General features: G+C 49.0%; 12 protein-coding genes. 7 read left to right on the plus strand and 5 right to left on the minus strand.

Annotated elements, in window-relative coordinates; translation table 11 throughout:
- Positions 1 to 25 precede the first annotated feature (25 nt).
- The 3 genes from BZG20_RS12580 to BZG20_RS12590 all read left to right on the plus strand — a co-directional run bounded on the left by BZG20_RS12580 (position 26) and on the right by BZG20_RS12590 (position 1,687).
- Positions 26 to 772, plus strand: a complete 747-nt coding sequence (locus BZG20_RS12580; protein WP_077579227.1) for a dienelactone hydrolase family protein — start codon at positions 26 to 28, stop codon at positions 770 to 772.
- 19 nt (positions 773 to 791) lie between these two features.
- Positions 792 to 1,094, plus strand: a complete 303-nt coding sequence (locus BZG20_RS12585) for a Dabb family protein (protein WP_046073510.1) — start codon at positions 792 to 794, stop codon at positions 1,092 to 1,094.
- A gap of 104 nt (positions 1,095 to 1,198) precedes the next feature.
- On the plus strand, positions 1,199 to 1,687 hold the full coding sequence (locus BZG20_RS12590) for a low molecular weight protein-tyrosine-phosphatase (protein ID WP_077579228.1): 489 nt from the start codon (positions 1,199 to 1,201) through the stop codon (positions 1,685 to 1,687).
- Positions 1,688 to 1,785: 98 nt separating this feature from the next.
- Here the strand turns inward: BZG20_RS12590 and BZG20_RS12595 are convergent, their stop codons facing one another.
- Positions 1,786 to 2,544, minus strand: coding sequence for a DNA repair protein (locus BZG20_RS12595; protein WP_077579229.1), 759 nt, complete (start codon positions 2,542 to 2,544; stop codon positions 1,786 to 1,788).
- Positions 2,545 to 2,911: 367 nt separating this feature from the next.
- Between BZG20_RS12595 and cysB the strand changes: the two genes are divergently transcribed.
- The 3 genes from cysB (at position 2,912) to BZG20_RS12610 (ending at position 6,028) form a co-directional block, all read left to right on the plus strand.
- Positions 2,912 to 3,889, plus strand: a complete 978-nt coding sequence (gene cysB / locus BZG20_RS12600; protein ID WP_046073507.1) for an HTH-type transcriptional regulator CysB — start codon at positions 2,912 to 2,914, stop codon at positions 3,887 to 3,889.
- A 74-nt stretch (positions 3,890 to 3,963) separates the two neighbouring features.
- Complete coding sequence (locus BZG20_RS12605; RefSeq protein ID WP_077579230.1) at positions 3,964 to 5,190, plus strand: methyltransferase; 1,227 nt, start codon at positions 3,964 to 3,966, stop codon at positions 5,188 to 5,190.
- 112 nt (positions 5,191 to 5,302) lie between these two features.
- Complete coding sequence (locus tag BZG20_RS12610) at positions 5,303 to 6,028, plus strand: sulfite exporter TauE/SafE family protein (protein WP_077579231.1); 726 nt, start codon at positions 5,303 to 5,305, stop codon at positions 6,026 to 6,028.
- A gap of 73 nt (positions 6,029 to 6,101) precedes the next feature.
- Here BZG20_RS12610 and tyrP read toward each other — a convergent pair whose 3' ends face one another.
- Positions 6,102 to 7,274 carry a tyrosine transporter TyrP gene (tyrP, locus tag BZG20_RS12615; protein WP_077579232.1) on the minus strand — a complete coding sequence of 391 codons (1,173 nt, stop codon included), beginning with the start codon at positions 7,272 to 7,274 and terminating at the stop codon, positions 6,102 to 6,104.
- Positions 7,275 to 7,500: 226 nt separating this feature from the next.
- On the opposite strand from tyrP, the gene BZG20_RS12620 reads away from it, so the two are divergent.
- Positions 7,501 to 8,754, plus strand: a complete 1,254-nt coding sequence (locus BZG20_RS12620) for a CinA family nicotinamide mononucleotide deamidase-related protein (protein ID WP_241829535.1) — start codon at positions 7,501 to 7,503, stop codon at positions 8,752 to 8,754.
- A 36-nt stretch (positions 8,755 to 8,790) separates the two neighbouring features.
- Here BZG20_RS12620 and yfaE read toward each other — a convergent pair whose 3' ends face one another.
- Genes yfaE through nrdA form a run of 3 tightly spaced genes read right to left on the minus strand, consistent with a single transcriptional unit; the run spans position 8,791 to position 12,552 of the window.
- Entirely contained in the window at positions 8,791 to 9,081 is a 291-nt protein-coding gene (gene yfaE, locus BZG20_RS12625) for a class I ribonucleotide reductase maintenance protein YfaE (RefSeq protein WP_046073503.1), read from the minus strand.
- Positions 9,078 to 10,211 (minus strand): class Ia ribonucleoside-diphosphate reductase subunit beta, encoded by a 1,134-nt coding sequence (gene nrdB, locus BZG20_RS12630; protein ID WP_077579233.1) that lies wholly within the window; start codon positions 10,209 to 10,211, stop codon positions 9,078 to 9,080. Before nrdB ends, yfaE begins: the two co-directional genes overlap by 4 nt.
- 52 nt (positions 10,212 to 10,263) lie before the next feature.
- Positions 10,264 to 12,552 (minus strand): class 1a ribonucleoside-diphosphate reductase subunit alpha, encoded by a 2,289-nt coding sequence (gene nrdA / locus BZG20_RS12635; protein ID WP_077579234.1) that lies wholly within the window; start codon positions 12,550 to 12,552, stop codon positions 10,264 to 10,266.
- Between the last annotated feature and the right edge of the window lie 151 nt (positions 12,553 to 12,703).

The raw sequence follows: 12,703 nt of genomic DNA on the forward strand, positions 1-12,703 counted from the left end.
CCGACGGCCCCAGCCAAAGGACGCTATGATGAGAAAAGGAACGCACGCTCTTATTGCTTTGTTGGCTCTATGTTCGCTGCCTGCTGTGGCGGGTAAACAGATAGATTATCAGTTAGACGGGGAGGCATTTTCCGGCTACCTAGCTATCCCTGCCTCTTTTGAGAAAGGCAGTGTGGTGATTATTCATGACTGGGATGGGCTAACGGACTACGAACGTCAACGTGCGGATATGCTGGCAAACTTGGGCTATCGTACGTTTGCATTAGACATGTTTGGCGCCGGGAATCGACCGACCAGCCTAGAGGCGAAGAAAGCGGCGACTCGTTCACTGTATGAAGACAGAGTGCGGATGCGCGAACTGATTGAAGCAGGGATGAGTGCCGCGCAATCGCAAGGTGTGACGCAGCCAGTAGTGGCTGGCTATTGTTTCGGTGGCACGGTGACGTTAGAGCTTGCACGCAATCCAGGCAATATGCCTGTCAGTGGCTACGCGAGTTTTCATGGCGGTTTGGGCACGCCAGATGGTCAAGGCTATTCAGAGGACATTGCGCCACTGTTTATTGCTCATGGTGGGGCGGATAAAGCGGTGCCCATGGCAGATTTTGCGACCTTTATACAAACGCTAGAGCAGGCGGGTGTCGATTACTGGTCGCAAGTGTATGGTGGGGCGCCGCATGCTTTTACCGTGTTTGGCTCGGAGAGGTACCGTGAAAAAGCTGATAAAAAGTCTTGGCAGGCGTTTAAAACGTTTTTGACGGATCGGATGGAATAGTGACACGAGGAGAAAAGAAATGATTCGTCATGTATTGCTTGTTCGTTTTACCGCTAACGCGCGCGATGATCAGATCCAAGCACTGAAAGATAAATTTGAATCAATGCCTAGCGTCATTGATGGCGTTGGGTCGGTCGAATGGGGAGAAAACAACAGCCCAGAAGGTAAAGACCAAGGCTACACGCATGTGATTGTGATGACGTTTCGTGATAGTGCTGCGCGGGAGCGCTATTTACCGCATCCTGAACATGAGGCGCTAAAAGCGATATTTCGTCCTATCCTGGAAGACATTATTGTTGTGGATTATTCCGTGCCAGCATAGGTGCTGACAAACTGCCCTATCACCGAGTATTACCTGCCTCACTATAGGCAGTGCTTAGCCTTATTGGTAATCTGAGGGCTTATCAATAAGGAGGTTTGACGCTGATGACAACTGATAATCAAAGGCCCAGTGTTTTGGTGGTGTGCTTGGGTAACATCTGTCGTTCGCCCACCGCAGAAGCCGTATTACGTGCTCGCGCACAGGCGCGAGGCTTGGCAGTCGATATTGATTCGGCGGGCACGGCAGGTTATCACCAGGGTAACCCGCCTGATAGACGTAGCCAAGCGGCAGGGCAGGCGAGAGGCTACTCGTTTGAAGGTATTCGAGCGCGCCAGGTCGGCCCCGCAGACTTTGTGTGTCATGACATGATTCTGGCAGCTGATGAGAGCAACCTGGCTGACTTGCAAGCGCAATGCCCACCCGAGCACCAAGGCAAGCTGTCTTTATTTCTCCACTGGGGCGAGCATACCGAGGGGCCGATCCCCGACCCTTATTATGGTGGCCCTGACGGCTTTGAGCGGGTGTTAGACTTGCTTGAACAAGCGGCAGATGGGGTACTGAATCATATTGAAGCGCACCTTTTACCTCGTTAGTTGAGAGAGTGCGCGTCTAGGATGAACGCATGGATGGGAAGAATAAGCAAAAGGCGCGTGATGGACGCGCCTTTTGTTTTAAGCCTACGTGAGCTGACTTACCATTTCTTTTTCGGTGCAAACAACTCGTCTAGATCGCTTCTTTCTTCTTCTTGCTCTGACTGGAGTTTTTCATGGCCCGTATTCAGTGTATGGGTAATATCGCTATGCATTTGCTCTAAATGCTTTTTCATCTCTTGCGAGTAATCATCGGTTTTGGGCGAGACCACATCAATGGCTTTTTTCAATAACTGCTGAGCGGTGCCCATTTGCCCTTTTTGCTTGGCGTCATTGGCACGCTTAATCACATTCTCAATATTGATTTTAAGTTGCATCTTTTCCAAGCGTGCGTTCTCAGCTACAAACGCTTGCGTCGCTAGTCGTCCCTTAGAGTGCTCCGCTTTCACCACGGAGCGCAGACGTTTTACTAGCTTGAGCATCGAAATCGCTTGTCGATCGTTATCTGGCACTTTAAAGGAAGTCGACTCGCGGTTTGAGTAGCTTTGTTTGATTTCATCGATCTGCGCTTGCGTCGCACTAATACGTTGCTTGATGGATTTATCGGAATCATCAATCTCGTACATGGCTTTCAAAGAATCTAGGATCTTCTTATTCAAGCAAACCAACAGCGTCCCGCTATATGGCAGATTATGTGCATTACCAATCAGCTCTTCAGTGGCGTCAATCACTGCAATGTGCTTAGCCATCTCTTGGCGCTTGTGAGATTCAATTTGCTTACGTTGTTGAGCCAATATGTTGTAGCCGACAATCAGGCCGAGCAATATGACACAAAGGCCAGCTATCAAGGCAATATTCATAATTCAGCGTCGATGTTCCTTGTAATAAACTCAACTGGTTAAGATACACGATCTCAACCGACAGAGATAGCATCAATCAAGGATGGAGGCAGCATGAGTGATCCGCCTCTAACTCTGCACATTACATCCGATTCGCATGCGCTGATCATAGTGTGGCCCATAATCGTGCACTTGGCGATAAACTGGTTGAAATAATCGGATTTTAGCGATTGGGCAATACCCTATTTGTTCACCAAATTGCTTAGTGAATGTGCAATCGCTAACGTTTATATAACCAAAGCCTATTAAATAGTCTAATTTGGGTATATAAATAATCTATCACAACCCAATGCTGTCACTTAACCCATGAGGCTCGCGCGTCTGCACTATGAAATTACAACAGCTTAGATATATCGTTGAGGTCGTCAACCACAACCTAAATGTGTCTGCGACCGCAGAGAGTTTGTATACCTCTCAGCCTGGGATCAGTAAACAAGTTCGATTACTAGAAGACGAACTAGGCGTGCAAATATTTGAGCGCAGTGGCAAACACCTTACCCAAGTCACTCCTGCTGGTGAGGCCATTGTGGAAATATCTCAAAGTATTTTGTCTCGGGTTGAAAGCATTAAAGCGGTGGCGAGTGAACATACTCATCCAGAAATGGGAAATCTCAATATTTCCACCACCCACACACAGGCACGATATGCACTGCCCGATGTGATCAAAGCATTTACTGCCCGCTACCCTAAAGTCTCTTTGCATATGCATCAGGGAACGCCGACGCAGATCTCCAGCTCGGTCGCCAAAGGCACATCAGATTTTGCTATCGCGACCGAAGCTTTCCACCTCTATGAAGACTTAGTGATGCTGCCGTGTTACCACTGGAATCGTTCGATTATTGTGACGCCTGATCACCCACTGGCACAGAAAAAAAACAATATCACCATTGAGGATTTAGCGGCCTATTCTCTTGTGACCTATGTCTTCGGTTTTACCGGGCGTTCAGAGTTGGATGAGGCGTTCCATCGCGCCAATCTCACTCCCAAGATTGTATTTACCGCCACAGACGCGGACGTAATTAAAACCTATGTGAAGTTAGGGTTAGGGGTTGGCGTTATCGCCAGTATGGCGATGGATAGCCAAGCTGACTCGGATCTGGTCGCCATTGACGCTAGCCATATTTTTGGTGCTAGCACGACCAAAATTGGATTTCGTAAAGGCACCTTCCTTCGCAGCTACATGTATGACTTTATTGAACGCTTCGCCCCACACTTGACGCGCAATATGATAGATAAAGCGGTGGCTCTGCGTTCAAACGAAGAAATTGATGCCATGTTTAAGGACATTCCGCTGCCAATTCGCTAAACTGCCCGTGTACGACAAGGCTGCGTCAAGCAGCCTTTTTTGATCACGCTTTTATTCAAGTCCTGATAGCAGCCATGTCTTCCGTCTCTTTTCAGCAACAGTTCACTCAATTAACCCAGCTTCTTACCCAGTTTCAATGGCTATGGCAACCGATGCCAATGGCACATAGATGTTTACCGTGGCAGGAAGAAGACGCATTGTGCGCTTGGCTGGCCAGCTTGGATTATTCCCAGATAACAGCACTCAAGGCAGCACCTGAAGTTGTGATTACCCAGTTGTCGAGCTGGTGGCCTGCGTTGGCGCCATTGACCGAACTGACTGCTGTACCGCAGGCGAGTACGACCAAGGTGGGTGTGGATCCGCGGTTGGCGGTAGGGGTTCCGGGAAGAAAGTGGGCGCAAATCGAGGCATACATCGGTGCGGTTCCCACTCACGGGGAGACGGTACGCTATCTCGAATGGTGTGCCGGAAAAGGGTATCTCGGGCGTGCCATCTCATCGGTGACCGGTAAGCCGGTTGAGAGTATCGAATGGCAAAAAGCACTTTGTGATCAAGGACAAGCGTTTGCACAGCGCAACGCCCTCGCGATGCGATTTTACCCCTTAGATGCCATGGACACGGAGGCGGCCGCTGTGATGGCCGGTTGTGACCACGGATTAGCGTTACATGCCTGCGGCGACTTGCATGTAACGCTCCTGCAAAAAGCAGTGACGTGCGGTATGCCGCGTCTATCCGTCTCCCCATGTTGCTATCAGCTGATTCGGGGGGAGATTTATCAGCCACTCTCGGATGTCGCCCAGAATACGGGAATGCGGCTGACAAAAGCTGACCTTAAACTTGCCGTCCAAGAATCGGTGACCGGTGGACAGCGAGTGCGTCGCCAACGGGAACAGGAAGTTATTTATCGCTTAGGCTTTGATGAATGGCAGCGAGACTGGCAAAACCAGGATCATTACTTGCCATTACCTGCACTGAAAAAATCACAACTTAGCCAAGGGTTTGCGGAATTCTGTCGTTGGGGTGCGGCACAAAAAGGGCTCTCGTTACCCGATGATTTCGATGTGGATGGCTACTTTCGCCGCGGGGAGGTGCGTTTTTCCATTCTCGAACAAATCAACGTCGTTAAGAGCGCCTTTCGCCGAGCAATGGAAATATGGCTGGTGTTGGACAGGGTGTTATATCTTGAGCAACACGGGTACTCGGTGAGTCTGATGCAGTTTTGTGAGCGTGAATTGACGCCTCGCAATCTATTGATCCATGCTGAAATGATTAATGCGCCCAGCACACCAGCCCATCCTTGACGTGTTACGCGCGGTGAACAAGTGTCGATAAGATGATCAGCCGTAAAAGCTCGCTCAAGACTGAGTAAATCGTTACACTCTGATTACCTATCTTTACCTGAAGTTACTTTTTATGCCTGATATCGGCGTTTCCATAGCGGTGGCCATGATCTTGGGTCTCGGCTGTTTTGTGCAAAGCTTGGTAGGCTTTGGTATGGCGATTGTGGCGGCACCACTATTGCTGATGATTGATCCCAAACTCGTCCCAACCACCATTTCTATGGTGGGGCTGACATTGGCGAGCATTAATGCTTGGCAATATCGGCATCAACTCTCATTTCGTGATCTTAGTTGGGCTTATTTAGGCCGTGTGCCGGGGACTGCCGTGGCTGGGGGCGTGATGTTAGTCGTCACAACTCAAATGCTGGAAATTATCATCGGGGCAGCCGTCTTAATCGCAGTATTGGCCAGTGTCATGCGCTTTGACATTACCCCTAATCGACGAAACTTTTTTGTCGCCGGTTTTACCTCCGGGGTGATGGGCACGACGACGAGTATTGGTGGCCCGCCAATGGCCCTTGTACTGCAACACGCTGATGTCAATAAGATGCGCGCATGCCTGGCGGGGTACTTTGCGATCAGCTGCATCTTGTCTTTGATCGCCTTAAGCGCCACGGACTTTCTGACATGGTGGCACTTAAAGCAAGCGGCTTTTGCGGTGCCTGCTGTACTGGTGGCGACATGGCTTGCTTATCGGGTCGCACCCCGGGTGAAACCGCAGCTCGTCCGTCGGGCAATGTTGCTACTCTGTACCTTAGCTGGGGTCAGCACGCTGGTACGCGGCTTGATGGGTGGATGAAACGTGTAAAACGCAATGACGCCCCAGAGTCAGTGGGGCGTCATTGAATCATTGGATGGTTAGTGAGCGATAATCAGCCAATAAATTGTGCCACCACAACGCTTATTCCTCCCACCATTGCCAAGCTAAGGCCAAGGTTCCCGCCAATCACCTGATAATGCTCATCCGTCGAGACGGTTTGACGTGCTTTACGCACCATCAGCACAGGTAGCACCACCGCAAGAATCACCAGAGCAATTGCCGCGTAACCTAACGCAGTGATAAACCCTTGAGGGTAGAAAAGTGCGAACACCAAAGGCGGTAAGTAAGTAATAGCGGCGGTTTGCAAGCGGCCACGCACACTGTCTTGGCGATTAAAGCTATCGGAAATAAAGTCAAATAATCCTAAGCTAACGCCGAGAAATGACGTGGCTAAGGCTAAATCAGCAAAAAGCGAAATGCTGGAGGCGATATAATCTTGTTGCACCACCGATTGGATGATGGCAACGAACTGAGACAGTTCACCGTTTTGCACCAAGGTAGCTTGTGCCACTGTTCCTAAACTCGCGACTTGCCAAAAAATGTACAGTGCAAGTGGAAGAGTCGAGCCGACGATCATCACTTTACGTAGTGAAGGCAGATCTATCCCGACATAACGTACAATCGAGGGGATACTGCCGTGGAAGCCAAAAGAGGTGAAAATAACGGGCAGTGCAGCGACCAAGAGCYCTTTTTCGACTGGCATCTCTACGAGGTTAATACTGGAGACGTGTGGGGTGAGTAAGGTTAACGCTAAAATCAGGAATAAGACTTTAACAGTAAATAAACCACGGTTGATTAAATCCACTTTACTCGTACCCAGGGTCACCACTAAGCCAAATACGAGGGTGAACAACACCGCACCGGCTGCTGGCGGTAGCTCGATGGTTGACCATTGTGCCAGCTTCTCATTGAGCTGGCTCCCACCGCCCGCAATATAAGCGGCGCACAGAGAGTAAAATAAGAACAACATGGCGAATGAGGCAAGCCACTTGCCCTTATCCCCTAAAAACTGTTTGGCCAGACTGTGTAATGTGGCATCCGCGTCAGCGTACTGATGGACCTCTAGCATTAATAGCGCTGTGTAGGTCATCAGAGCCCACATCGCCCCCATTAATGCCATCGATGCCCCAAATCCAATACCAGCGGAGGCAAGTGGTAAAGCTAGCATGCCTGCGCCAATGGTTGTCCCTGCGATAATCAGCGAACTTCCTAGTACTTTATTCATATTATGTTTAACCAGTGTTAATAAAAAGTTAATTATTGTGTTCGCACAAAAGATAACGTGAATTTATGCGCATTGTGCACTGTCTATGCAGATAAAAAAACGGATGCGTGTAATGCTAAAGGTACGAACAAGTAAAGTAAAGTGTACGGTTGGGCTGGGGTAGTGAATCGAGCGGTCTAATGTCATAATCAAAGACGAATCACGATGACCAATAAGGAGCGGCAGGGTGGAAAACCAACAACATCAAGCACCAATGCCACAAATCGCGATGCTTTCTACCGGAGAGGAAGTGTTGCTGGGAGATATCACGGATACCAATGCAGCATGGCTATCAAGGACGTTATTTGAGAACGGGCTAACAATGTCTCGTCGCGTGACCATTGGAGATGACCTTGATGATATGGCGATCGAGCTGGTTCGATTATCACAGACAGAGCAAGTGGTCATTGTGAACGGAGGACTGGGACCGACCACAGACGATCTCACTACGGCAGCAATGGCATCGGCGATGGGGGTTGAGCTAACACTGAACGAAGCGTGGCTTGATGAGCTGAAACAGCGCTTTGAGCGACACGGCCGGCCGATGGCACAAAGCAACCTTAAGCAAGCGATGTTACCTGACGGTGCGCGCTTAATTGAGAACCCGAAAGGGACGGCGTGTGGTTTTCACTGTGAACTCAATGGGTGTCATTTTTATTTTACACCTGGTGTGCCCTCTGAGTTTTTCGACATGGTTGAACGCCAAATCCTTCCTGAGTTGTTACATGTTTACGCGGCAAAAGCGCGATCGTGTTACCGTTTGTTTACATTTGGCTTGTCAGAGTCCGGGATCAGTGACGTGATGGCATCATTAGTGCTTCCTGACGATGTGTCACTGGGATATCGCTCGAGTTTGCCTTTTATTGAGGTGAAGCTGTTTATTGATGCAGAGCATGATGAAAAAGACACCATACTTGAGGCGCTGCAACAGCGGCTCGCTGATTATGTGGTGTCATATAATGAGCCAATGGCTTCAGCATTAGCGTTTGATGTTAATCGTCACGGTATTGCGTTGAAAGTGGCTGAGCAGTTCACCGGTGGCTGGCTATCAAGCTTACTCAATGGACAAGCGGCTTATTTGGTTGAACAAGGCTGGGTGATGTCGAACGCCCATGTGCCAGAGCAAGCGTTGGCCAATCCGTTAGCAGCCTCACTGGCGATGGCCAGTGCGACGATCAGCCCCGAGCAAAAGCAAATTGGCCTTGCCTGTGGTCCGGAACTTCACGGACAAATCTGTGTGGCTATCTCCACACCCGAGGGTGAGTGGGGGCAGCGTTTAAGCTTTAAACGGCAACTGTCTCACGACGATGCGCGCTGCTACATCTCCACTGTATTGTTAGATATGTTAAGGCGTTATTTAAATGGATATACGGTGATTGCCGATTATGCCTCACTGACGCGACATGACGATATTTATATTGATGCAGACAGCATAGAATAGAAGGTCGGTAAGAGAAGGGAAGGCGAGGCGATTGTATTACGCCTCGTTAACTTGTTTTTTGATGTCAGCGGGTTGGTAGTCGAACGCAATGGACACATCAGTCTGCGGCGCACTTTGACAAGCGAGGATTTCGCCTGGCATCACAAAGGCCATGCTTTCTCCCTGCGTGACAGACCCTTGATTAAGCTTACAGCGGCATGCGCCACACATGCCATTTCGGCATTGATATTCAGGCTGAATACCGGCGTCTTCTAACTGCTCTAGCAAGTTTTGGTGGGTGTTGCCACCCACCGTTATGCCGTTCACTTCGATGGTGATACGGGTCATAGTTCGAAGTCACCAAAGTCTTCGACGCTGACTTCGTTATCGATCTGACCGACCAGATACGAGCTAATTTCTGCTTCCTGTGGGGCCACCTGAACATTATCCGAGGACAGCCAAGCGTTAATCCAAGGAATGGGGTTTTGTGTCGCATTGTCATAGGCAGGTGCTAAACCCACGGCAGACATTCTTAGGTTGGTGATATATTCAACATACTGACACAAGATATCTTTGTTCAGGCCGATCATCGAGCCGTCACGGAACAAATACTCAGCCCAGTCTTTTTCTTGCTCAGCCGCTTTCTTGAACAGATCAAAACACTCTTGCTCGCATTCTTTGGCAATGTCGGCCATCTCAGGGTCGTCTTGACCGCTACGTAGAATGTTGAGCATGTGCTGCGTGCCAGTCAGATGCAAGGCTTCGTCACGGGCAATAAACTTGATGATCTTAGCATTACCTTCCATCAGTTCACGCTCGGCAAAGGCAAAGGAGCATGCAAAACTGACATAGAAGCGAATCGCTTCAAGCGCATTGACCGACATCAGGCACAAATACAGCTGGCGCTTCAGCGCGCGCAGGCTGACTGTGACTGTCTGGCCATTGATCGAATGCGTCCCTTCGCCAAGTTGGTGATAATAGTTACTCAGCTGAATAAGGTCATCATAATACTGGGCAATGTCTTCTGCGCGCTTTTGAATGTGCTCATTCATCACGATGTCATCAAACACAATCGCCGGATCAGCCACAATATTACGAATAATGTGGGTATAAGAGCGAGAATGAATGGTTTCAGAGAAGCTCCAGGTTTCAATCCAGGTTTCGAGTTCTGGAATAGAGACCAATGGGAGTAGCGCGACGTTAGGGCTGCGGCCTTGGATAGAGTCCAGCAACGTTTGATACTTCAAGTTACTGATGAAAATATGCTTTTCATGTTCAGGTAGCTTGTTGTAATCAATACGATCGCTCGATACGTCCACTTCTTCTGGGCGCCAAAAGAACGACAACTGCTTTTCGATCAGTTTTTCAAAAATTTCATATTTTTGCTGATCGTAGCGGGCAACATTAACGGACTGACCCAAGAACATGGGTTCTTTGAGCGGGTCATTGTTGATTTTAGAAAACGTACTGTAAGCCATGAATCTTATAAACCTCTAGAAAAGGGCCCAGAGGCCCTTTGCATGTCGTGTGTTAGATCTTACATGCACCGCCGGCACAATCGTCTTCAGCAGCTTGCGCCGCGGTTGATTCCGACTGACCATCGCTCGCGCCATCACGGGTGTTGTGGTAGTACAGGGTTTTAACCCCCAGTTTGTACGCGGTGAGCAAATCTTTAAGCAGCTGGTTCATAGGAACTTTACCGCTTGCATGTCGGCTCGGATCATAATTGGTGTTGGCAGAAATCGCTTGGTCGACGAATTTTTGCATGATACCGACTAGCTGTAAGTAGCCTTCATTGCTGCCAATGTTCCAGAGCAGTTCGTAATTATCTTTATACTTGTGATACTCAGGTACCACTTGTTTGAGAATGCCATCTTTTGAGGCTTTCACCGAGACAAAACCACGTGGTGGTTCAATGCCATTGGTGGCATTTGAAATTTGTGACGACGTTTCTGATGGCATCAAAGCGGTCAGTGTTGAGTTACGCAAACCATGGGTTTGGATATCCTTGCGCAAGGTTTCCCAATCCAAGTGTAACGGCTCATCACAAATCGCATCCAAGTCTTTCTTGTAGGTATCGATAGGAAGGATACCTTGCGAATAAGTGGTTTCGTTAAACGCAGGACACGCGCCTTTTTCTTTCGCCAGCTCCACGGATGCACGCAATAAGTGATATTGAATCGCTTCAAAGGTACGGTGCGTAAGGCCATTCGCACTGCCATCCGAATAACGTACACCGTGCTTGGCGAGGTGATAGGCAAAGTTAATCACACCCACACCGAGTGTACGGCGGTTCATGGTTGCTTTGCGCGCGGCAGGTAACGGATAATCTTGATAGTCCAATAACGCATCAAGCGCACGAATGGTCAAGTCGGCCAGTTCACCCAGCTCGTCGAGTGATTCAAGCGCACCCAGGTTAAAGGCGGATAGCGTACACAGTGCAATCTCACCGTTCTCATCTTCAACATTGTTCAGTGGCTTGGTCGGCAGCGCGATTTCTAAACACAGGTTCGACTGACGAATAGGTGCCACCGATGCATCAAACGGGCTATGGGTATTACAATGGTCAACGTTTTGAACGTAGATACGGCCTGTTGAAGCGCGCTCTTGCATCATCAGTGAGAACAGATCAACCGCTTTGACTGTTTCGCGCTGGATAGAGGCATCCGCTTCATATTGGGTATATAGACGCTCGAACTCGTCTTGGTCTTCGAAAAAGGCGTCGTATAAGCCAGGCACATCTGACGGAGAGAACAAGGAAATGTTGCCACCTTTAAGCAGGCGGGTATACATCAACTTATTGATTTGCACACCATAATCCATATGGCGTACACGGTTTTCTTCTACACCGCGGTTGTTTTTCAATACCAGCAGCGATTCCACTTCACGGTGCCAAATTGGATAGAATAAGGTTGCTGCGCCACCACGAACGCCGCCTTGCGAGCAGCACTTCACCGCCGTTTGGAAATATTTATAAAACGGGATACAGCCAGTGTGGAAGGCTTCGCCACCTCGGATAGGGCTACCCAACGCGCGAATACGGCCCGCGTTAATACCAATACCTGCGCGTTGTGATACATAGCGAACAATCGCGCTGGATGTGGCATTAATAGAGTCCAAGCTATCGTCACACTCAATCAATACGCAAGAGCTAAATTGACGTGTAGGCGTACGTACGCCGGACATGATAGGCGTTGGCAGTGAGATCTTAAACTGCGAGGCAGCATCATAAAAACGACGAATGTAGTCCAAACGCGTTTCTTTAGGGTATGACGCAAACAGGCAGGCAGCGACCATCATATACAAAAACTGTGCGCTTTCGTAAATCTCACCGGTGACACGGTTTTGCACCAGGTATTTACCTTCCAGCTGCTTCACCGCGGCGTATGAGAAGTTCATATCGCGCCAGTGATCGAGGTAGCTGTCTAGGGTATCGAGCTCCTCTTCGCTGTAATCTTGCAAGATATGCTTATCATACTTGCCTTTCTCGACCATGTTTTTGACATGATCAACCAGCTTAGGTGGCTCGAACTGGCCATAGGCTTTTTTACGTAAGTGGAAGACGGCCAAACGCGCCGCAAGATATTGATAATCTGGGCTTTCTTCGGAGATTAGGTCGGCAGCGSCTTTGATGATTGTCTCGTGAATATCTTCTGTGCGCATGCCATCGTAAAACTGGATGTGAGAGCGCATCTCAACCAGAGAAACAGAAACGTTTGAGAGGCCTTCGGCAGCCCAAGTCACTACGCGATGGATTTTATCGAGGTTTAAGTTTTCTTTGCGTCCATCACGCTTTAATACGGTAATTTCTTGGTTCATTTGTATGCTTTCCCAATATTCCCTTGCCAAACTGCTCTTTTTCGCAAGTTTTTATAAAATGCTGATGATTTTTTGGTCGGCCTCTATGCGGACATCTCGTCGCTCATACACTATATATAGGGGGCGATGTCCGAGTCGGTTACAAGATAGT

Origin of the sequence: Salinivibrio sp. IB868 (assembly GCF_001995655.1) — a bacterium.
Classification (GTDB): domain Bacteria; phylum Pseudomonadota; class Gammaproteobacteria; order Enterobacterales; family Vibrionaceae; genus Salinivibrio; species Salinivibrio siamensis.

Excerpts from the sequence above, each read along its gene's own strand:
- BZG20_RS12580 (WP_077579227.1), top strand. The coding sequence starts at position 26 with ATGATGAGAAAAGGAACGCACGCTCTTATTGCTTTGTTGGCTCTATGT.
- BZG20_RS12585 (WP_046073510.1), top strand. The coding sequence starts at position 792 with ATGATTCGTCATGTATTGCTTGTTCGTTTTACCGCTAACGCGCGCGAT.
- BZG20_RS12590 (WP_077579228.1), top strand. The coding sequence starts at position 1,199 with ATGACAACTGATAATCAAAGGCCCAGTGTTTTGGTGGTGTGCTTGGGT.
- BZG20_RS12595 (WP_077579229.1), bottom strand. The coding sequence starts at position 2,544 with ATGAATATTGCCTTGATAGCTGGCCTTTGTGTCATATTGCTCGGCCTG.
- cysB (WP_046073507.1), top strand. The coding sequence starts at position 2,912 with ATGAAATTACAACAGCTTAGATATATCGTTGAGGTCGTCAACCACAAC.
- BZG20_RS12605 (WP_077579230.1), top strand. The coding sequence starts at position 3,964 with ATGTCTTCCGTCTCTTTTCAGCAACAGTTCACTCAATTAACCCAGCTT.
- BZG20_RS12610 (WP_077579231.1), top strand. The coding sequence starts at position 5,303 with ATGCCTGATATCGGCGTTTCCATAGCGGTGGCCATGATCTTGGGTCTC.
- yfaE (WP_046073503.1), bottom strand. The coding sequence starts at position 9,081 with ATGACCCGTATCACCATCGAAGTGAACGGCATAACGGTGGGTGGCAAC.
- nrdB (WP_077579233.1), bottom strand. The coding sequence starts at position 10,211 with ATGGCTTACAGTACGTTTTCTAAAATCAACAATGACCCGCTCAAAGAA.